Source organism: Isoptericola nanjingensis (assembly GCF_050311635.1).
In the GTDB taxonomy this organism is placed as follows: domain Bacteria; phylum Actinomycetota; class Actinomycetes; order Actinomycetales; family Cellulomonadaceae; genus Isoptericola; species Isoptericola nanjingensis.
In genome coordinates this window covers 240,621-259,367 of record NZ_JBNOZL010000008.1, presented here as the reverse complement: position 1 = coordinate 259,367, position 18,747 = coordinate 240,621, and the positions used below count along the sequence as shown (strand labels likewise).

The following is an 18,747-nucleotide window of genomic DNA, read 5'->3' as shown; positions in this document are numbered from 1 at the left end:
GGGTCGCGGCATGACCGTCCCAGCGCTCCTCGCCGTCTCGCACGGGACGGCGTCCGCGACCGGAGCCGGCGCCGTCGCGACCCTCGTCGAGGCCGTGGCCGCCCGCCTCCCCGGCGTCCCCGTGCACGCCGGCTTCGTCGACGTGCAGCAGCCCGACGTCCCGACCTGCCTGACCGGGCTGCGTGGCCTCCGGGCGCCGAGCGTCGTGGTGCCGCTGCTGCTGTCGGCGGGGTACCACGTGCACGTCGACCTGCGCGACGACGTCGACGCCGCCGTCGCGGGCGGCGACGACGTCACGCTCGGCGGGGCGCTCGGGCCCGACGACCGCCTGGTCGACGTGCTCGAGCAGCGCCTCGCCGAGGCAGGCCTGCGCGACGACGACACCGTGGTCCTGGCCGCCGCCGGGTCGAGCGACGCGCGCGCCGTCGCCGACTGCGAGACCACGGCCGCCCGCCTGGCCGGGCGCCTGGGCCGCCCGGTCGCCGTCGGGTACATCGCGAACGCCACCCCGCGCGTGCACGAGGTGGTCGACGCCGCCCGGGCCCAGCACCCGGGCCGTCGCGTCGTCGTCGCGTCCTACCTGCTCGCGCCGGGGTTCTTCGCCGACCTCGCCGCGCGGGCGGGCGGGGACGTCACGACCGCACCGCTCCTGGTCGCCCACGAGGACGCGCCCGCCGAGCTCGTGGACGTCGTCGTCGAGCGCTACCGCGCCGCTGGTCGAGCCGACCCGCTCACAGCAGCCGGCGCGCCGCGGCCCACCGCGTGAGCTCGTAGCGGCTGGAGAGCTGCAGCTTGCGCAGCACGGCGGACACGTGGGTCTCGACCGTCTTGATGGAGATGAACAGCTCGCTCGCCACCTCGCGGTAGGAGTAGCCGCGCGCGATGAGCCGCATGACCTCCTGCTCCCGCTTGGACAGGCGGTCCAGCTCGTCGTCAGCGACGGCGACGTCGCCCGCGGAGGTGCCGAACGCGTCGAGGACGAAGCCCGCGAGCCGCGGCGAGAAGACGGCGTCCCCGCCGGCCACGCGGACCACGGCGCCCGAGAGGTCGGACGCCGAGATGTTCTTGGTGACGTAGCCGCGCGCCCCGGCGCGGATGACGGCCACGACGTCCTCCGCGGCGTCGGAGACGGACAGCGCGAGGAACTTCGTCTCGCCGAGCAGGTCCGCGCAGCGCCGTACCACCTCCGCCCCGCCGCCGCCGTTGCCTCCCGGCAGGTGCACGTCGAGCAGCACGACGGGCGGGCGGTGCTCGTGCACCACGGCCACGGCCTGGTCGACGTCCGCCGCCTCGCCCACCACCTGCACCCGGCCGTCCAGGCTGGCGCGCACGCCGGTGCGGAACATGTGGTGGTCGTCGACGAGCACGACGGGGACCGGCCCCGTCGGCTGCGGCGTCGCGTCGGTGGGAGTGGTCACGTGCGTGCTCCTTCGTCGGCAGTGCTCGGGTCGTTCTCGTCGGTGGGCCCGGCGGCGGTGGGGCCGGCGGCGGTGGGGCCGGCGGCGGTGGGGCCGGCGGCAGGCTCCGCCGCCGGCGCGGCCGACCCGTCGCGCGGCATGCGCAGCCGCACCTCGGTGCCCCAGCCGGGCCGGCTGGTGACGTCGGCGGTGCCGCCGCGCCGGTGCACGCGCCCGAGGATGGACTCCCGCACCCCGAACCGGTCCGGCGCGATGTCGTCCATCTCGAACCCGTCGCCGCGGTCGCGGACGAACACCTCCACGGCGGCGTCGGTCACCTCGAGGTAGACCGTCACCGGCGGGCGGCCGTGCACGACGGCGTTCACGAGCGCCTCGCGCGACGCCTGCAGCAGGGCCGAGGTCTCCTCCGTGGGGACGCAGTCGCCCACCATCACCGACTCGACCTCGACGGCGCGGCCGTCCTCGACCTCCGCGACGAGGGCGCGCAGCTCCGCCGCGAGCGACGTGCCCGGTGCGGTGCGGTCGGTGTACAGCCACTCGCGCAGCTCCCGCTCCTGGGCGCGGGCCATACGGGCCACCGCCTCCGGGTCGTCGGCACGCGAGCGGATGAGGGCGAGGGTCTGCAGGACGGAGTCGTGCAGGTGGGCGGCGATGTCGGCGCGCTCCGCCTCGCGCGCACGGGCGGCGCGCTCGTCGCCCAGCTCGCGCACCAGCCGCAGCCACCAGGGCGCCAGCATGAGCGCCGCGCCCGCGAGGACGGCGAGCGACGCCACGGCCGCCTGCAGCAGCACGGGCACGGGGGCGTCCTGGCCGATGAGCAGCAGCACCCCCACCATGACGAGGACGACGCCACCCACGAGCCGCAGCACGAGCGTCGAGCGGCGGGTACCCGAGCCTGCGTCCCCGGCGCGGCCGCGCTGCGCGGCGTCGAGCTGGCTCCACGCCAGGGCCAGGCCGCCCACGGCGACGAGCGCCGGGAGCACCCACGACGCCCCGACGTCCCACCCCGCGCGGATCGCGACCAGGACGAAGGCGCCCGCGATGAGCGCCGCCCCGATGAGGACGTCCCGCACGGGCAGGGCCGCGACCGGCCCCCGCAGGCGCAGCCGCGGCGCGAGCCGTTGCATGGACGTGGGCGTGGTGTCGGCGGCCTGCCGCGGGTCGCCCGACGGCACGGTCACCCACCAGAACACGTACGCCACCGCGCCCGCGCCCGCCACCAGCGTGAGCAGGAGGAGGGCGAGGCGCACCACGAGGACCGGGAGGCCCAGGTGCGCGGCGAGGCCCGCGGCGACGCCGGCGAGCACCCGCCCCTGAGGGGGCCGGCGCAGCGGGAGGCGCGGGGGTCGCTCGGTGGTCATGCTCCCGATCCTGGCACGTCAGGGGCGCCCCGGGGCGCGGGATCCCGAGGTTTCAGGGTGGCTCGACCCGTCGATTCAGGGTCGCGTCAGGGCAGCACCCGATGCCGCGCGGGCTCCCCGATCGCCAGGATGGAGCCATGAGCACCGACGACCTCCCCCAGCCGCCCGGGCCGCAGCCCGGACCCGGCGGCGCCGCCGCCGCGGGCGGCACCCCTCCGCGCCGCTCCGGCGACGGCTTCTTCGACTCCATCCGCCGCATGGGCGTCACCCGGTCCGACAACCGGTGGGTCGGCGGCGTCGCCGGCGGCGTGGCCGAGCGCTTCGGCCTGGACCCGCTGCTGGTGCGCGGCCTGCTGATCCTCAGCTTCTTCCTCACCGGCGCGGGCATCGTCATCTACGCGATCGCGTGGGCGCTGCTCCCGGAGCGGGACGGCCGCATCCACCTGCAGCAGGCGTTCCGCGGGGACTTCGACGTCGCGCTCCTCGGGGCGGTCGTCGCCCTGATCGTCGGCTTCGCCTGGGGCGACGGCCTGAGCTGGTGGGGCTTCGGGATCGAGTGGATCGGCGCCCTCCTGTGGGTGGCCGTCTGGGTCGGGATCGTCTGGCTGGTCGTCAAGCTGATCCGCGACCGCCGCCCGCGGAACGGCGGCCCCGGCGCCCCGCCCGCGCCGCCGTACCCCGCGGCTCCCCCGTACCCGGCCGCGCCCGCGCCGGGCACGACCGACGACCCCACCACGGGCGGGCCGTCGTCCACGGGCTCCTTCACCCCGGCGCCGCCGGCGCCCTACCTGACGACGCCGCCGGCGCCGCAGCCGCCGACCGAGCCCTCCAGCCCCTCCGGCTCCTGGGCCGCGGCGCCCGCCGCGCCGGCCGGCGCCTGGGCCTCCGCGCCCGCCGCTCCCCCGGCGGCCCCGGTCGTCGCACCGCGCCCGCCGCGGCCCCCGCGTCCCGTGCGGCGCGGTCCCGGCGCCGCCGCGGTCGGCATCGTCCTCGGGCTCGTGCTGCTCGGTGGCGCGCTGCTCCTCGTCGCGGACCGCACCGGGAACCTCGACCTGCCCCTCGGGCCCACCTGGCTGGGCGCGTCGATCGTGGTCCTCGGGCTCGGGCTCGTCGTGACCGGCCTGCGCGGCCGGCGTGGCGGCGGCCTGACGTTCCTCGCGATCCTCGCGCTGATCGCCGGCGTCCTCACCTGGCCCTTCGCCGGGGACCGCAGCTCCTGGGAGTTCTGGGACGCCGCGCCGCAGCAGTCCGGCGCGGCCGCGGTCGTCAGCGACGGCACCCTGCACCCGACGACGACCGCCGAGGCCGAGGAGGGCGTGCACGTGCGCTTCGGCGACGCCACGGTCGACCTCACCGACCTCGACCTGTCCGACGTCCCGCTGGACGACCCCGTCGTCGTCCCCGTCACGATCTCCGCCGGCAACGCGACCGTCCTGATTCCCGACGGCACGGCCGTGGAGGCCGACGTCGAGGTCATCGCGGGCAACGCCGAGTGGTTCGTGGACGGCCAGGACCGCTCCGTCAACACCTACACCAACGGTCCCGTGCGGTTCACCAACGAGGAGGCTCGCCAGGCCGATGGCGCCCGCCTGCTGCTCGACGTCGGCGTGCGCGCCGGCAACCTGACCATCGAGGAGTCCTGATGAGCGACGACAAGTCCACCACGCCCGGCCCCGAGCCGGACGAGACCCAGGCCCTGCCGGCCGCGGACGAGACGCAGGCCCTGCCTGCGGCCGACGACACCCGGGCGCTGCGCGCGGCCGACGAGACCCAGGCCTACCCCGCCTCGGGCGACACCCGCGCGTTCCCGGTGGCGGGGCCGGACGACCCGCTGTCGATCTTCGACCAGCCGGAGCGGCCCGCGGAACCCGCCGTCACCGAGCACGGGCCCACCCAGCCGGCGGCGACCGCGCCGGAGACGCCCGCCCCCGGCTACGGCGCCGCCGCGCCCGAGCCGACGCTCGAGCCGGCCTCGTCGGGGTGGGCCTCGTCCGAGCCGGCGGAGGCGGCGCCCGCGCCCCCGGTGGCGCCCGTCCCCGTGGACGAGCCGCCGGCCAGCACCGGCCCGCGGGCGAGCACGATCGTGTGGGGCTTCCTCGTCGTCGCCTTCGGCGTGGGCCTGGTGGCCAACGCCGCGGGCGCGCACATCGACGTCGAGCTGGCCGCGATCGTGCTGCTCGCCGCGGCGGGCGCCCTGCTGGTGATCGGCTCCGTGGTGAGCGCGGTGCGCCGCCGACGCCGCGCGACGACCACCCGCTGACGCGCACGACGACGCGGCGGTGACCTTAGGGTCACCGCCGCGTCGTCGTGCGGGTCGGGCCTCAGGCCGACGGCGAGCCGCTGCCCCCCGCCGGCGGCGCGGCCGGCGGGTTCTCCGGCGGCGTCGAGGGGGACGCAGACGGCGGCGTCGAGGGAGGCGCCGACGTCCCGGCGGAGGGCGCCTCGGGAGCCGTGCGCGTGCTCGGCCGCTCGGGCGGCGCGGCGGGCGTCGTCGGGGCCGACGGCCGGTCGGGCTCGACCGGGTCGGCGCGGTGCGCGGCGTGCGACAGCCCGCCCTCGGACGTGAGCGAGGGCGAGTCGATCACCACCTGCGGCCCGCCGGCGAGCTTGCGTAGCGCGCTCCCGAGCAGGATGAACACGATGCCCAGGCCGATGACGAGGGCGCAGACACCGAACGCCACCACCGACGTGAACAGCGACGCGCGCAGGAACGACGCGTCCATCACGCTGTCGCGGACGGGGTCGTCCTGGTCGAGCTGGGCATAGGTCTTCCCGTCGGCCATCTCGGTGGCGTGCTTGTCGATCACCTCCGCCTGCGCGTACGCGGTGAACGGTCCGGCGACGTGCTGGCCCGCGAACATGTTGGCGTCCTCGGAGACGGTGATCTCCTCGGCGGAGAGGGTCTGGGAGACGACCACCCAGACGCCCACGCCGAGCACGATCATGACGATGCCCGCGATGACGGTGATCATCCCGATCCCGCGGACGCCCTTGGTCGGATGAACGGTGACAGTGCTCGACATGTCGCACCTCTCCTCAGGTGTGTGCCGTGGCGCGTGCGCCAGAGGTCCCGCTCCTCGCACGGTAGCGCCAACGCACGCCCTCGGCTCGGCGAAGCCGCAGGTGGCCGCGCCGCTGCCGATGGCAGGATGAGCCGGTGCGCATCGTCCACGTCTCCGACTCCTACCTGCCGCTGCTCGGCGGCATCGAGACCCAGGTGGCCCGGCTCGCGCGCCGGCAGGCGGAGGCCGGGCACGACGTCGAGGTCATCACCACGACGCCGGCCGCCCCCGGCGACCACGGCCTGACGACGTCGACCGACGGCGACGGCGTCGTCGTGCACCGCGTCGCCGCCCGCGTGCCGGGGGGCTTCCCCGTCCACCCGCGCTCGACGGCGCACGTGCTGGCGCGGCTGCGCGAGCTCGAGGGGGACGGGCGGCGCCCGGACGCCGTGCACCTGCACATGGGCGTGCTCGCCCCGACGGTCGAGCTGGCGCTCCGCCCGGTGACCCGGCTCGGGCTGCCGGCGCTGCTCACCGTGCACAGCGTGTGGGGCGGCTGGGATCGCGCGTTCGGCGCGCTCGACCGCGTGACCCGGTGGTCGTCGTGGCCGGTCCAGTGGTCCGCGGTGAGCGAGCTGACCGCCGCTCCCCTGCGCCGTGTCGTCGGGCGACGACTCGCGCCCGACGCGGCGGCGGGTCGCGTGTCGGTGCTGGGCAACGGCATCGACGTCGACGCCTGGCGGCTGCCGCGCGTCGAGCGGGGCGAGCGGGCGGAAGGGCGCGAGGTGCACGTCGTGTCCGCCACCCGGTTCGCGCCGCGCAAGCGGGTGCTGCCGATGCTGGAGGCGATCGCCGCCGCGATGGAGAAGGCCCCCGGGCGCCTGGTCGCGACCATCGGCGGCGACGGCCCGCAGCTCGCCGACGCCCGCCGCTGGGTGCGCGAGCACGGGCTGGCCGACACGGTGCGGCTCGTCGGCCGCCTCACCCCGACCGAGCTCAAGCGCCTCTACGTGCGCGCCGACGTCTTCGTCGCCCCCGCGGTGCAGGACGCGTTCGGCATCGCGGCGCTCGAGGCCCAGGCCGCCGGACTCGCCGTCGTCAGCCGGTCGCAGTCGGGGGTCGCGGAGCGCCTGGTCGACGGGCGCGACGCCCTCCTCGTGGACGACGACGCGGCGATGGCCGGCGCCCTCGTCCGCCTCGCCGACGACCCCGCCCTGCTCGACGCGATCATCGCCCACAACCGCTCCGCCGAGCTCGCGACGTCGTGGCCGCGCGTGCTCGCCGACGTCGACCGCGCGTACGAGCGCGCCGCATCGCTCGTCCGCTGACCGAGGCGGCGTCACCGCAGGTCACGGGCACGTCGTTGCTCGGGCGTATCAAGATCGCCCGCTCCGCGCTCCCCCCACACCGTGACCGGCGACGAGGGGATCGCCGGCAGACGTGAGGAGCGAAGATGACCATCACGACGCAACGACGCAACGTCCGCGCCCGGCTCGCCGCCGTCGTCGGCGGGCTCGCCGCGATCACCGCGCTGGGGGTCGCGGGTCCGACCGCGACGGCCGCGCCCGCGGACGACCTGGCGCCGGTCCAGGTGCAGCGCGTGGACAGCGACGCACCGGTCATGGTCGAGGACCTGAAGATCTCGGCCACGGCTGCCAGCACCACCTACTACTGCGCCGTCCTCGACGGGACCTTCGGCTGCAAGAACGCGAAGCCGGGGACCGGGCTGGTCGTCGCACGGCTGTACCAGAACAAGGACTACGGCGGCTTCCAGGTCGTCGTGTTCAACCCGAAGTACAAGGTCGGCTGCACGTCGGGCACCGGGGACAACGAGGGCGGCGCCAACCTCGGCACCGCGCTGTCCAACCGGATCAGCTCCGTCAAGACCTACAACGGCTGCGACGTGCGCCTCTACAACGGCAACAACAAGACGGGGGCGTACACCGGGTTCATCGACAAGGACAGCTACCTCGGCAGCTTCAACGACCGGGCGAACTCGTTCCGCATCTCCTGACACATCCACCGACGGGAGACAGCTCCCGCCGCTACCTGCGGGCGTGGTGCGCGGCGGTGTCGTTCGTGAGAGCCGAGCGAGGAACGAGCGAATCATTCGAACGAACGACACCGCCGCGCACCACGCCCGCCTCCCTCATTCCCACTCGATCGTGCCCGGCGGCTTGCTCGTCACGTCGAGCACCACGCGGTTGACCTCGCTCACCTCGTTGGTGATGCGGGTGGAGATGACGGACAGCACGTCGTAGGGCAGGCGCGTCCAGTCGGCCGTCATGGCGTCCTCGGAGGACACGGGGCGCAGCACGATCGGGTGGCCGTAGGTGCGACCATCGCCCTGCACGCCGACGGAGCGGACGTCGGCCAGCAGCACGACGGGGCACTGCCAGATCTCGTCGTCCAGGCCGGCCTTGGTGAGCTCGGCGCGCGCGATGGCGTCCGCCTGGCGCAGCGTCTCGAGGCGCTCCGCCGTCACCTCGCCGACGATGCGGATGCCGAGGCCCGGGCCCGGGAAAGGCTGGCGGGAGACGATCTCCTCCGGCACCCCGAGCTCGCGGCCGACCGCGCGGACCTCGTCCTTGAACAGGGTGCGCAGCGGCTCGACCAGCTCGAACTGCAGGTCGTCGGGCAGGCCACCCACGTTGTGGTGGCTCTTGATGTTGGCCGCGCCCTCGCCCCCACCGGACTCGACGACGTCCGGGTAGAGCGTGCCCTGCACGAGGAACTTGACCTCCTCGCCGTGGGCGCCCGCCTCGGCGACGATGTCGCGCTGGGCGTCCTCGAAGACGCGGATGAACTCGCGGCCGATGATCTTGCGCTTCGTCTCGGGGTCGCTCACGCCCGCGAGGGCGGTGAGGAACCGCTCCTTCTCGTCGCGGATGATCAGCTTCACGCCCGTGGACGCGACGAAGTCGCGCTCGATCTGCTCGACCTCGCCCTCGCGCAGCAGGCCGTGGTCCACGTGCACGCAGGTGAGCTGGTCGCCGACGGCGCGCTGCACCAGCGCGGCGGCGACGGCGGAGTCCACGCCGCCGGACAGGGCGCAGATGACGCGCGCGTCGCCGACCTGCGCGCGGATCGCGGCGACCTGGTCGGCGATGACGTTGCCGGCCGTCCAGTCGGGCGCGAGCCCCGCGCCCTCGTAGAGGAACTTCTCCAGCACGGCCTGACCGTGCGCGGAGTGCTTGACCTCGGGGTGCCACTGCACGCCGTACAGGCGGCGACCGGTGTCCTCGATCGCCGCGACGGGCGAGCCGGACGACGTCGCGAGCACCGTGAAGCCCTCGGGCGCCGCGTGCACGGAGTCGCCGTGGCTCATCCAGGTGGTCTGGTGGTCGGGGGTGCCCGCCAGCAGCACGCCGGCCTCGCACACCTCGACCTCGGTGCCGCCGTACTCCCGCTGCCCCGTCTGGGCGACGGTGCCGCCCAGCGCCTGCGCCATCGCCTGGAAGCCGTAGCAGATGCCGAGCACCGGCACGCCGGCCTCGAACAGCGCCGGGTCCACGAACGGCGCGCCGGTGGCGTACACCGACGACGGGCCGCCCGACAGGATGATGGCCGCCGGGTTCTTGGCGAGCATCTGCTCGGTGGTGAACGTGTGCGGCACGATCTCGGAGTAGACGCGGGCCTCGCGCACCCGGCGCGCGATGAGCTGCGCGTACTGGGCGCCGAAGTCGACGACGAGGACCGGTCGCGGCGAGGGCGCCAGGTCGGCGGTGGTGGGGGTGTCGGTGGCGGGAGACGTCACCGAGCCATCGTAGCCGCCGGACGGTACCGCTCCCGGGCCCGTCCCACGGGTCACGCGGTGGGGTAGGTCACCTCGACGCGGCGGTTGAGCGCCCGCCCCGCGGGGTTGTCCTGGCCGTCCACCTCGTTGTCCGCGACCGGGTCCGCCTCGCCGTGGCCCTCCACCTTCAGCGTGAGGTCCGGCCGCTCCGCCGCGAGCACGTCGGCGACCGCGTTCGCGCGCTGCCGGGAGAGCGTGAGGTTCTTCGCGTCCGTTCCGATCGAGTCGGTGTACCCGTCCACGCGCACCGTCGCGTCCTGCGGGATGTCCGCCGCCAGCCTCGCGACCGCCTTCGCCGCCTCCGGCGTCAGCGTCGCCCTGCCGAAGTCGAACAGCAGGTCGGACGTGAGCGTGACGACCGTGTCGTCCTTCTTCTCCTGCCTCTGCTCCAGAGTGATGGTGGAGTCCGCGGCGTCCAAGGCGAACGTCGAGTCGCCCGCGCGCAGGTCGACCGTGGCGTCCGTGCGCATCGCGTCGGTGGTCTCCGCGGCCTCGACGGTCGCGTCCTGCTCCGCGAGCGCTGCCCGCGCCTCCTGCATCAGCTCCGGGTCGGCCGTCGGAGCGGCGCCCGACGACGGGCTCGGCGACGCGCTCGGCTCGGTCCCCGCCACGGCCGGGCCGGCAGCACCCGGGGCGAGCAGCGCGGCGAGCAGCGCGGCGAGCGCCGCGACCACCGTCCCCCGCGGCCGTCGAGCCGTCACTTCGCGGCGCCGTCGACGTAGGTGACCGTCACGTCCGTGAACAGCGGCAGCCCCTCGGCGGGCAGGACGTCCACCGTCGCGGGCTCCCCCTCCGGCGCGGGCAGCACGGCGGACACCTCGATGGTGCCGTGGTTGGGGAACTTGAAGGCGTGCTTCTCGAGAGGGGACACGAGCATGGACTCACGGCACTTGATCTGCGCGACCGCCGCCTTCGTCGAGTCGTCGGTGTCCTCCTGCCAGGCGCCCTCGGTGCAGAACGGCCGGTACGCCTTGAGACCCGCCCGGTCCGTCACGGTCGTGCTGGGTTCCACGCTCATGTCGTACCAGCTCGCCCCCGCGTCGGCGGGCGACGCGTCGTCGTCCCAGCGCAGCGCCCAGCGCACCGTCGTCGTGCCGCCGGCCACCTCGACCGCCCGCAGCGACACGGTCACCTCGCCGCCGAGGGCCGCGTCCGAGCCGTGCGGCGTCGCGATCTTCTGCTCCGCCATCACCTGGTCGGCGACGGACGCCGTGCCAGGATCCGCGGCCGCCTCGGCCTCCGGGGTGGCCGATGCGGCCGCTCCAGACGTCCCGCCCTCCTCCTCGGCGCCCCCGCCGGTGCACCCGGACAGGACGAGCAGGGCGCCGGCGAGCAGCAGGGCGGACGTGCGGGCACGAGGGGACATCGACTTCTCCAGGGCTCGGGGGGCGCGACTCGCCCCGGCGCGAGGCGGGGCGAGCTCACTGTGGCACACGCCACCCCCGCCGGGTATCACCCGCGAGGGGGAGCACTCCCCATCCCGGGGGCGTGCCCGGATGGGCCGGCGGGTCAGCCCAGCCGCTCGCGCAGCTCGCGGGCGGCGCGCTCGGGGTCGGGCGCCTGCGTGATCGCCCGCACGACGACGACGCGCGACGCTCCGGCGTCGAGCACGGCGTCCAGGCGCTCGCCGTCGACGCCGCCGATGGCGAACCACGGCGTCGTCGGGCGGGTCGCCGCCACCTCGCGCAGCAGGTCGAGCCCGACGGCCGCGCGGCCGGGCTTGGTGGGCGTGGCCCACAGCGGGCCGACGCAGAAGTAGTCGACGTCCGGGTCGGCCTCCGCCGCGGCGGCCTGGTCCGCGGAGTGCGTGGACCGGCCGAGCACCGGCGCCGGCCCCAGCAGCGACCGCACGGCGGGCACCGGTAGGTCGCGCTGCCCCATGTGCACCACGGGCGTCCCGGTGAGCTGCGCGACGTCGGCCCGGTCGTTCACCGCCCAGAGCGCGCCGTGCTCCGCGGCGACGCGGGCGACCACCTCCTGCAGCTCGAGCTCGCGCGCGACGTCGAGCGTCTTGTCCCGCAGCTGCACGACGTCGACGCCGCCCGCGAGCGCTGCGTGGAGGAAGTCCTCCAGGTCGCCGCGCTCCTCGCGGGCGTCGGTGCACAGGTACAGGCGGGCGTCGGCGAGGCGGGCGCGGGGCGGGTCGGGAGCGGTCTCCGGGGCGGCACCGTGGTCGGGCGCGGTCGTGGTCACGCCGGTCAGGGTAACCACGGCCCGGGTTACAGTGGCCGCGCACGGGAGCCCCGCTCGGGGCTGAGAGGGCGTAGGAGCCGACCGTCGAACCTGATCTGGGTCATGCCAGCGAAGGGAGCGCACATGCCCACGCCCAGCAGTCCGTCCGACGCCCTGTCCGGCACCCTGTCCGACACCCTGTCCGACACCCTGTCCGACATGGTCGTCGTGGGCGGCGGGATCGTCGGCCTCTCCGTGGCCTGGCGCGCCGCAGCGAGCGGTCTGTCCGTCACCGTGCTCGACCCGTCGCCCGGCGAGGGCGCCACCCGCGCCGCGGCGGGGATGCTCGCGGCTGTCAGCGAGTCCGACTTCGGCGAGCGGGAGCTCGCCCGCATCAACGTCGCCTCGGCCGCGCTCTGGCCCGACTTCGCCGCCCGCCTGGCCGCGGCGACCGGGCGCGACGTCCCCCTGCTGCGCGCCGGGTCACTCGCCGTCGCGTACGACGCCGACGACCTCGCCCTGCTGCGCCGGGTCCTGGCGCTGCACCGGGAGTGGGGCCTCGCCTCCGCCGAGGTCTCCGTGGCCGACGCGCGGCGGCGCGAGCCGTACCTCGGGCCGCGGCTCGCCGGGGCGGCCGTCGTCGAGGGCGACCTCGCCGTGGACCCGCGAGGGGCGCACGCGGCGCTCGTCCAGGCGCTCGGCGGCGCCCTCGTGCGCCGCGCGGCGGCGCGGCTCGAGCGCGACGGCGCGGGCCGCGTCGTCGCGGTGCACGACGACGCGGGCGCGCGCCACGCCGCGGGCGCGGTCGTCGTCGCGACCGGCGCGGTCGCGACGGCGTCGCTGCTCGACGGCGTGCCCGACGTGCGTGTCCCGGTGCGGCCGGTGAAAGGCGCCACGCTGCGCCTGGACGCCGGCCCGGGCCTCGCGCTCGAGCACGTGGTGCGGGGCACCGTGCAGGGGCGGCCGGTGTACGTCGTGCCGCGGGGTCCCGGTACCGGCGCGGGGCCCGGCACCGGGCCGAGCCACCGGGAGATCGTCGTCGGCGCCACCAGCGAGGAGCGCCCCGACGACCGCCGCGCCGAGGCGGGCGGCGTGTTCGCGCTGCTGCGTGACGCCCGCGCGCTCGTGCCCGGCATCGACGAGGCCGCGCTGGTCGACGTCACGCCGCGCGCCCGCCCGGCCACCCCCGACAACCTGCCGCTCGTCGGCGCGACCGCGGTGCCCGGCCTGCTCGCCGCCGTCGGGCACGGGCGCAACGGGGTGCTGCTCGCCCCGCTCACGGCCGACGCGGTCGTGGCCGTGCTGACCGGAGCGCCTCCCCCCGACCCGGCGCTGTCCGCCGCCGACCCGCGCCGCTTCGCGCCCGCCGCCCGTCTTCCCGAAGGAGCCGCCCGATGACCGCCGCCCCCGCCACCCGCACTGCCGTCGTGAACGGCGAGGCCTACCCGCTCGACGGGCCGCACGGCGACGGCGTCGAGGCCGTCGTCGCGGCCCTCGTGCCCGCGTTCGTCGCCGACGGCTCCGTGCAGGGCATCGCCGTCGCCGTGAACGACGCCGTCGTCCCCCGCGGCCTGTGGGCCGGCACCCGGATCGCTCCCGGCGACCGGGTCGAGATCGTCACCGCCGTCCAGGGCGGCTGACCACGAAGCCTGACCACGAAGCACGGAGGAAGCATGACCAGCACGCACGCCGCGGCCACGTCCCGCCCGCTCGCGCACCCGCTCGTCGACCCCCTGGTGGTCGCCGGCACGGAGATCGGCTCGCGCCTCGTCATGGGCACGGGCGGCGCGTCGAACCTCATGACGCTCGAGGACGCGCTGGTCGCGTCGGGCACCGGGCTCACCACGGTGGCGATGCGCCGCGTCGCGGTGCGCCCGGGCGGCGCGGGCGCCGAGGACGGCGGCATCTGGGGGCTGCTGGAGCGGCTCGGCATCCGCGCCCTGCCCAACACGGCGGGCTGCTTCTCGGTCGCCGAGGCCGTGCTCACCGCCCAGCTCGCGCGCGAGGCGTGCGGCACCGACTGGGTCAAGCTCGAGGTCGTCGCCGACGACGTCACCCTGCTGCCCGACCCGATCGGCCTCGTCGAGGCGGCCGACCGGCTCGTGCGCGACGGGTTCGTCGTCCTGCCGTACACGAACGACGACCCGATCCTCGCGCGCCGGCTGGAGGACGTCGGGTGCGCCGCCGTCATGCCGCTCGGCGCCCCCATCGGCACCGGGCTGGGCGTGCTCAACCCGCGCAACATCGAGGCGATCGCGAGTGCCGCACGCGTGCCCGTCGTCCTCGACGCCGGGGTGGGCACGGCGTCCGACGCCGCCCTCGCGATGGAGCTCGGCTGCGACGGCGTGCTGCTCGCGACCGCCGTCACGCGCGCCGCCGACCCGGTCCGCATGGCGCACGCCATGCGCCTCGCCGTCGAGTCCGGCCGCCTCGCCGCCGGGGCCGGCCGCATCCCGCGCCGCGAGGGCGCGCTGGCCAGCTCCTCCCCCGACGGCCGCCTCGACCTCGCCCTCTGAACCCTGCCGAGATAGAGAAGGCTCCTCGCCGAGATAGAGAGGGCACGGACCGTAGCCGGCTACGGTCCGTGCCCTCTCTATCTCGGCGGGTCGCCTCTCTATCTCGGCGGGAGTCAGACCGCCTTGCTGCTGACCCGGATGAACGTCGGGTTCGACTGCCAGATGCTGCGCTTGACGACGCCGACGCGCGGGTTGCCGGCGTCGATCTGCTTGCCGTCGCCGATGTAGATGGCGACGTGGCCGGGCGACCAGATCAGGTCGCCGGGCTTGGCGTTCTTGCGCGAGACCTTCGTGCCGACGTGCTTCTGCGCGGACGACGTGCGCGGCAGCTTCTTGCCGATCGCCTTCTTGTACACGTAGGAGGTGAAGCCCGAGCAGTCGAACGAGCTCGGACCGGTGGCGCCGGAGACGTAGCGGGCGCCGACCTTCGTCTTCGCGATCGCCACGACAGGAGAGCCGGGCTTCTTCGCGGTGGTCGTCACGGTGCGGCTGGACTTCGCGAGCAGCCTCGAGCCGCTCGGGTCCACCACCACGCGGACCTTGTTCTTGCCGACCTTGTGCATGGGCCAGCTCGGGTTGAACGTCGCCTTGCCGTGCCGGATCGTCTTGGTCGACTTGACCTTGCCGTTGATGACGAGCTTCGCCTTCCCGGCGATCGTCTTGCCGGCACGCTTGGCGGTGACGGTGTACACGGGGCGCTTGGACTTCCCCGAACCCTTGATCAGCGTCGTCTTGGTGGCCTTGAGGCTGACGGACGGCCGGGGCTTCGACGACGTCGAGGCCGCCTGGACCGCCGTGGCGGCCGGGGCCGCCGAGGCGTGGGGGGCGACGGCGACAAGACCGCCGCCGGTGAGGGCGCCGGCGACGGCGAGGGCGATGATCGCCCGGCGGGGCCGGCGAGCGGCCACGGCGGCGGTGCCGGGGCGCGCGGGGGCAGGGGACATGGACATGGGGCGTGACCTCCAGCCTGCGAGATGAGCTGTCGGGTGAGGCCGAGATCGTTGGCCCGCCACCAAGGTGGCTGAACCCCAAGGCCGGGAGCGTCCGGGCGGTGTGCCCGGGCGGCCGGCCGGAAGTGGGTCTCCCGCTGCTGCCGTGAGTTTCGTGGTCACCGGGACGCCGGCAGCACTCGGCTGCGTCCCGGTCGGCCGGCACCCGTTGCTAGGTGCGGTCGAGGGACGCTAACCCTGAGGACCCGTCGAGGTCACGTTCCGATAACAGGTCCGGCGTGTCGGTGGCGCGGTGGTCGACAGGCATCGGCGCTGGACGAGTCCGGTCAACCCAGGCCGAACCGGACGCGGTGCCGTGATACCAGATGTGACGAAGGTCACTGTAAGAACCCACCCGTGGGGGGATATCAGAGACGTCGACCGGTCCGTGCGTCCGACCACGGTCGCAGGCTCAGCGCAGCAGGTCGGCCGTCCCCGGCGCGGCGGAGACCGCGACGCACAGCCCCGTGCGGTCGCCGGCCGCCCAGCCGTCCTCGGACGGGGTGAGGACGACGAAGGTCGGCCCCTCGTCCTCGCGGCCCGCGGCACCCAGCAGCCCGGGCCCGCAGTCCGCGGAGGCCTTGCGCACCAGCGCGTCGTGACCGGGCCACACCGCGCCGGCCGCGGAGTCCGTGCGCCCCACCACCTGCGCCCCGTGCTCGCTCGCGCACGGCACGACGGTCACCCGGCCGACGTCGCCGGGAGGCAGCTCCCGCAGGCACGACCCGAGCACGAGCTGCGCCGCGTTCACCTCGCGCGCCCCGGTCACCGCGGCCGGCACGGGGGCGGTCGCCCGGGCGTGCGCCGTCGCGACCCCGATCGCCACGGCGCCGCCGACGACCGCGAGCGCCACCACCGCCACGGCCGCACGACCCGCGACGCGGCGCGCCCGAACCCTGCCGGCGACCCCCGCCCGGGGCGTACCCGGCACGGCGTCGCCGGGCGCGGGCGCGGCGTCGTCGTCGCCGGTGCCCGGCAGGCCCAGGCCGGTGAGGCCGTCCGCCGGCAGCGCGCCCGCCGGCGTCGGCGCGGCGAAGACGGGCTCCGCGGGCGGCGGGGCGGAACCGGGTGCGGGCTCGTCCGCCGGGTGCTGCCGGTGCGGGGCGCGCCGGTCCGGGTCGTGCTGGTGCTGCTCCTCGGTCACGACGGGCTCCGCGCGTCAGGCCGGGTCGGCCAGGTCGAGGATCACCGGGACGTGGTCGCTGGCGCCCTTGCCCTTGCGCTCGTCACGGTCGATGACGACGCCGGTGACGCGCTCGCGCACGGCGGGGGAGGCGTAGGCGAAGTCGATGCGCAGGCCCTTGTTCCGGGGGAACGCGAGCTGCTGGTAGTCCCAGTACGTGTAGGTGTGCTCCGCGGGCAGGTGCTCGCGCGTCACCTCGGTGTACCCGGCGGTCGCGAACGCCGTGAACGCCTCCCGCTCGGCGGGGGTCACGTGGGTGTGGCCCTCGAACGCGGCCGCGTCGTAGACGTCCGTGTCGAGCGGGATGACGTTCCAGTCGCCGACCAGCGCGACCTGTGTGCGCGGGTCGTCGGCGAGCCAGCCTGCCGCGGCGTCGCGCAGCGCACCCAGCCACGCCAGCTTGTACGCGTAGTGGGGGTCGCCGATCGCGCGGCCGTGCGGCACGTACAGCGACCACACGCGGACGCCGCCGCAGGTGGCCCCCAGGGCGCGCGCCTCGACCGGCGGCGGCACGTCGAGCAGCGTCGTCGGCGCCTCGTCGGGCGTCACGTCGGGCGCCTCGGCCGGCGCGTCGTCGGGCACGGTGGCGGGAGCCTTGGCGAACCCGGGCTGCCCGGGGAACGACGTCTCGACGTCCGCGATCCCGACCCGCGACGCGATGGCGACGCCGTTCCACGCCGAGTGCCCGGTGTGCGCCACCTGGTAGCCCGCGGCCTCGAACGCCGCGTGGGGGAACTGCTCGTCGCGGGACTTGGTCTCCTGGATGGCGAGCACGTCGGTGCCCGAGCGCTCCAGGAAGGCGATCACCCGGTCGACGCGGGCACGGACGGAGTTGACGTTCCAGGTCGCGAGGCGCACGGGCGCCAGGCTACCGGCGGAGGCCGACGGCACCGGGCGGTCATCCCCACGTCGCGGTGTCGGGGTCGACGCCGTGGGCGCGGGCGGCCGCGTCGATCACCTCGCTCAGCCACGCCGTCAGGCCCGGGTGGCGCGCGTCGTGGTTCGCGGTGAACTCGGGGTCGGCGGCGTACATGCGCCCGATGACGACGTGCATGGCGGGCGTGACGTCGAAGTAGGCGCCGAGGGACGCGCGGTGGCGCTCGGCCAGCGCGTCGGCCGCGGCGCTGCCGGGCCGCACGCCGCGGCCCAGGGCGTCGGCGAGGGAGTCGAGGACGGCCTCGGCCTCCGCGGCGACCGCCCGCCACTCCTCGCGGGTGCGCTCGGCCGCCCGCTCGGCGAACTGGGCCCACTGGTCGGTGTCGCCCCAGAGCTCGCGGGCGCCGGCCGCCCACGACGGCTGCCAGTCGTCGCCGAACAGGGCGACCTGCTCCTCGGGCGTCAGCAGGACGCCGCGCTCGCGCGCCTCGACCAGCCGGTCGAGGGCGTCGGCCGCGCGCTCCAGCCGGCGCAGCCGCTCGCGCACGAGGTCGCGCTGGCGGCGCAGGGACGCGTCGGCACCCTCGGGGGAGTCGAGCAGCGCCCCGATCTCGTCGAGCGGCACGCCGAGGTCGCGGTACAGGACGACGCGGTGCACGCGCGCCAGGTCGGACGCCGTGTACAGGCGGTAGCCGGCGGCCGTGCGCGCCGAGGGGCGCACCAGGCCGACGGCGTCCCAGTGGTGCAGGGTCCGGACGGTGACGCCCGCGGCCCGCGCCGCGGCGCCGACGGTGAGGTCGGGTCGGGAGGCCACATCGTCCAGTCTGCCCGGTGACGTCGCGGTGCGTCGTCGTCCTGGTGCAGGACGACGACGGACCGCGACGTCACGGGCGCCTTCACGCCTCGGCACCGAAGCCGAGCCGGTCCTGGACGTGCGCCGCCTCCGGGCTCGCCGGGTCCCACGGGCGGGCGGCGGTCATGACGACGCGCGTCCGCTCGGGGGTCACGACCTCCAGGTCGACGGTGCCCCACGGCTGCAGGCGCGGGCCCGTCGTGGAACCGGGAAAGACCTCCTCGCAGGCGACGGCGACGGAGTCGATCTCGCTCAGCACGCAGGAGAAGCTCACGCTCAACCGCCCAGGCCCGGGACGGGACGCGGCGGACTGCGGCGCCGGCACGAGGAGTACGTCCTGAAACGCCCAGCGGCGCAGGTGGGTGATCGTGCCCGGGGCGGTGAAGAAGTCGAAGAAGCCGAGGCCGCGCACCCAGAAGTCGGTGGACGCCTCGAGGTCGTCCGTCGGGACGGTGACGAACATCGGCATGCCGTAGATGCCACGGAACTGCTCCGGCGGCTGCACGCCAGGGCCGGGCCGCGGCACGGGGCTGATGCTGAACGCAGGGACGGTGGTGTCGGTCATGCGGCCAGCGTGGAGC

At 75.7% G+C, this 18,747-nt stretch carries 20 protein-coding genes and 1 riboswitch; of the genes, 8 read left to right on the top strand and 12 right to left on the bottom strand.

The features are described from left to right. Positions 1 to 10 precede the first annotated feature (10 nt). Complete coding sequence (locus ACQP6G_RS17500; RefSeq protein WP_429766157.1) at positions 11 to 766, top strand: sirohydrochlorin chelatase; 756 nt, start codon at positions 11 to 13, stop codon at positions 764 to 766. Here ACQP6G_RS17500 and ACQP6G_RS17495 read toward each other — a convergent pair. Continuing rightward, complete coding sequence (locus ACQP6G_RS17495) at positions 732 to 1,346, bottom strand: LuxR C-terminal-related transcriptional regulator (protein ID WP_429766298.1); 615 nt, start codon at positions 1,344 to 1,346, stop codon at positions 732 to 734. The two genes, ACQP6G_RS17500 and ACQP6G_RS17495, sit on opposite strands and share 35 nt — an antisense overlap. A gap of 68 nt (positions 1,347 to 1,414) precedes the next feature. Continuing rightward, the gene (locus ACQP6G_RS17490; RefSeq protein ID WP_429766156.1) at positions 1,415 to 2,779 is read right to left on the bottom strand and encodes a sensor histidine kinase; all 1,365 of its coding nucleotides are present in this window, start codon (positions 2,777 to 2,779) and stop codon (positions 1,415 to 1,417) included. A gap of 137 nt (positions 2,780 to 2,916) precedes the next feature. On the opposite strand from ACQP6G_RS17490, the gene ACQP6G_RS17485 reads away from it, so the two are divergent. Together ACQP6G_RS17485 and ACQP6G_RS17480 are read left to right on the top strand one after the other, a co-directional pair. After that, a complete protein-coding gene (locus ACQP6G_RS17485) occupies positions 2,917 to 4,422 on the top strand; it encodes a PspC domain-containing protein (RefSeq protein WP_429766155.1) in 1,506 nt (501 codons plus the stop codon). Beyond that, complete coding sequence (locus ACQP6G_RS17480) at positions 4,422 to 5,039, top strand: hypothetical protein (RefSeq protein WP_429766154.1); 618 nt, start codon at positions 4,422 to 4,424, stop codon at positions 5,037 to 5,039. The genes ACQP6G_RS17485 and ACQP6G_RS17480 overlap by 1 nt, the downstream gene beginning before the upstream one ends. Before the next feature lie 61 nt (positions 5,040 to 5,100). Here the strand turns inward: ACQP6G_RS17480 and ACQP6G_RS17475 are convergent, their stop codons facing one another. Then, positions 5,101 to 5,802, bottom strand: a complete 702-nt coding sequence (locus ACQP6G_RS17475) for a hypothetical protein (protein ID WP_429766153.1) — start codon at positions 5,800 to 5,802, stop codon at positions 5,101 to 5,103. 134 nt (positions 5,803 to 5,936) lie between these two features. On the opposite strand from ACQP6G_RS17475, the gene ACQP6G_RS17470 reads away from it, so the two are divergent. Together ACQP6G_RS17470 and ACQP6G_RS17465 are read left to right on the top strand one after the other, a co-directional pair. Further along, positions 5,937 to 7,109: a glycosyltransferase family 4 protein gene (locus ACQP6G_RS17470; protein WP_429766152.1), complete on the top strand. Its 1,173-nt coding sequence runs from the start codon at positions 5,937 to 5,939 to the stop codon at positions 7,107 to 7,109. A 125-nt stretch (positions 7,110 to 7,234) separates the two neighbouring features. Continuing rightward, on the top strand, positions 7,235 to 7,795 hold the full coding sequence (locus tag ACQP6G_RS17465; RefSeq protein WP_429766150.1) for a hypothetical protein: 561 nt from the start codon (positions 7,235 to 7,237) through the stop codon (positions 7,793 to 7,795). Positions 7,796 to 7,930: 135 nt separating this feature from the next. On the opposite strand, the gene guaA is transcribed toward ACQP6G_RS17465, so the two are convergent. The 4 genes from guaA to thiE all read right to left on the bottom strand — a co-directional run bounded on the left by guaA (position 7,931) and on the right by thiE (position 11,770). Next, positions 7,931 to 9,538 carry a glutamine-hydrolyzing GMP synthase gene (guaA, locus tag ACQP6G_RS17460; protein ID WP_429766148.1) on the bottom strand — a complete coding sequence of 536 codons (1,608 nt, stop codon included), beginning with the start codon at positions 9,536 to 9,538 and terminating at the stop codon, positions 7,931 to 7,933. A 50-nt stretch (positions 9,539 to 9,588) separates the two neighbouring features. Then, positions 9,589 to 10,278 (bottom strand): OmpA family protein, encoded by a 690-nt coding sequence (locus tag ACQP6G_RS17455; RefSeq protein ID WP_429766147.1) that lies wholly within the window; start codon positions 10,276 to 10,278, stop codon positions 9,589 to 9,591. Continuing rightward, the gene (locus ACQP6G_RS17450) at positions 10,275 to 10,943 is read right to left on the bottom strand and encodes a hypothetical protein (protein WP_429766145.1); all 669 of its coding nucleotides are present in this window, start codon (positions 10,941 to 10,943) and stop codon (positions 10,275 to 10,277) included. Before ACQP6G_RS17450 ends, ACQP6G_RS17455 begins: the two co-directional genes overlap by 4 nt. 143 nt (positions 10,944 to 11,086) lie before the next feature. After that, entirely contained in the window at positions 11,087 to 11,770 is a 684-nt protein-coding gene (thiE, locus tag ACQP6G_RS17445) for a thiamine phosphate synthase (RefSeq protein ID WP_429766144.1), read from the bottom strand. Between the two features lie 31 nt (positions 11,771 to 11,801). After that, positions 11,802 to 11,904: riboswitch (TPP riboswitch) on the top strand. On the opposite strand from thiE, the gene thiO reads away from it, so the two are divergent. The 3 genes from thiO (at position 11,894) to ACQP6G_RS17430 (ending at position 14,265) form a co-directional block, all read left to right on the top strand. Then, positions 11,894 to 13,147 (top strand): glycine oxidase ThiO, encoded by a 1,254-nt coding sequence (gene thiO / locus ACQP6G_RS17440; RefSeq protein ID WP_429766142.1) that lies wholly within the window; start codon positions 11,894 to 11,896, stop codon positions 13,145 to 13,147. Its footprint overlaps the riboswitch before it by 11 nt. Next, on the top strand, positions 13,144 to 13,389 hold the full coding sequence (gene thiS / locus ACQP6G_RS17435) for a sulfur carrier protein ThiS (RefSeq protein WP_429766141.1): 246 nt from the start codon (positions 13,144 to 13,146) through the stop codon (positions 13,387 to 13,389). The genes thiO and thiS overlap by 4 nt, the downstream gene beginning before the upstream one ends. Before the next feature lie 33 nt (positions 13,390 to 13,422). Next, a complete protein-coding gene (locus ACQP6G_RS17430) occupies positions 13,423 to 14,265 on the top strand; it encodes a thiazole synthase (RefSeq protein ID WP_429766139.1) in 843 nt (280 codons plus the stop codon). 113 nt (positions 14,266 to 14,378) lie between these two features. On the opposite strand, the gene ACQP6G_RS17425 is transcribed toward ACQP6G_RS17430, so the two are convergent. The 5 genes from ACQP6G_RS17425 to ACQP6G_RS17405 form a co-directional block, all read right to left on the bottom strand. Next, positions 14,379 to 15,215: a C40 family peptidase gene (locus tag ACQP6G_RS17425; protein ID WP_429766137.1), complete on the bottom strand. Its 837-nt coding sequence runs from the start codon at positions 15,213 to 15,215 to the stop codon at positions 14,379 to 14,381. A gap of 451 nt (positions 15,216 to 15,666) precedes the next feature. Then, positions 15,667 to 16,398 (bottom strand): septum formation family protein, encoded by a 732-nt coding sequence (locus ACQP6G_RS17420; RefSeq protein ID WP_429766136.1) that lies wholly within the window; start codon positions 16,396 to 16,398, stop codon positions 15,667 to 15,669. A 15-nt stretch (positions 16,399 to 16,413) separates the two neighbouring features. Beyond that, entirely contained in the window at positions 16,414 to 17,295 is an 882-nt protein-coding gene (locus tag ACQP6G_RS17415) for an exodeoxyribonuclease III (RefSeq protein ID WP_429766134.1), read from the bottom strand. A gap of 40 nt (positions 17,296 to 17,335) precedes the next feature. Next, complete coding sequence (locus ACQP6G_RS17410) at positions 17,336 to 18,127, bottom strand: MerR family transcriptional regulator (RefSeq protein ID WP_429766132.1); 792 nt, start codon at positions 18,125 to 18,127, stop codon at positions 17,336 to 17,338. A gap of 82 nt (positions 18,128 to 18,209) precedes the next feature. Next, a complete protein-coding gene (locus ACQP6G_RS17405; protein ID WP_429766130.1) occupies positions 18,210 to 18,731 on the bottom strand; it encodes a VOC family protein in 522 nt (173 codons plus the stop codon). Between the last annotated feature and the right edge of the window lie 16 nt (positions 18,732 to 18,747).

Excerpts from the sequence above, each read along its gene's own strand:
- ACQP6G_RS17425 (WP_429766137.1), bottom strand. The coding sequence starts at position 15,215 with ATGTCCATGTCCCCTGCCCCCGCGCGCCCCGGCACCGCCGCCGTGGCC.
- ACQP6G_RS17430 (WP_429766139.1), top strand. The coding sequence starts at position 13,423 with ATGACCAGCACGCACGCCGCGGCCACGTCCCGCCCGCTCGCGCACCCG.
- ACQP6G_RS17450 (WP_429766145.1), bottom strand. The coding sequence starts at position 10,943 with ATGTCCCCTCGTGCCCGCACGTCCGCCCTGCTGCTCGCCGGCGCCCTG.
- ACQP6G_RS17485 (WP_429766155.1), top strand. The coding sequence starts at position 2,917 with ATGAGCACCGACGACCTCCCCCAGCCGCCCGGGCCGCAGCCCGGACCC.
- thiO (WP_429766142.1), top strand. The coding sequence starts at position 11,894 with ATGCCCACGCCCAGCAGTCCGTCCGACGCCCTGTCCGGCACCCTGTCC.
- ACQP6G_RS17500 (WP_429766157.1), top strand. The coding sequence starts at position 11 with ATGACCGTCCCAGCGCTCCTCGCCGTCTCGCACGGGACGGCGTCCGCG.
- ACQP6G_RS17405 (WP_429766130.1), bottom strand. The coding sequence starts at position 18,731 with ATGACCGACACCACCGTCCCTGCGTTCAGCATCAGCCCCGTGCCGCGG.
- ACQP6G_RS17480 (WP_429766154.1), top strand. The coding sequence starts at position 4,422 with ATGAGCGACGACAAGTCCACCACGCCCGGCCCCGAGCCGGACGAGACC.
- thiS (WP_429766141.1), top strand. The coding sequence starts at position 13,144 with ATGACCGCCGCCCCCGCCACCCGCACTGCCGTCGTGAACGGCGAGGCC.
- ACQP6G_RS17495 (WP_429766298.1), bottom strand. The coding sequence starts at position 1,346 with ATGTTCCGCACCGGCGTGCGCGCCAGCCTGGACGGCCGGGTGCAGGTG.
- ACQP6G_RS17490 (WP_429766156.1), bottom strand. The coding sequence starts at position 2,779 with ATGACCACCGAGCGACCCCCGCGCCTCCCGCTGCGCCGGCCCCCTCAG.
- ACQP6G_RS17465 (WP_429766150.1), top strand. The coding sequence starts at position 7,235 with ATGACCATCACGACGCAACGACGCAACGTCCGCGCCCGGCTCGCCGCC.
- ACQP6G_RS17475 (WP_429766153.1), bottom strand. The coding sequence starts at position 5,802 with ATGTCGAGCACTGTCACCGTTCATCCGACCAAGGGCGTCCGCGGGATC.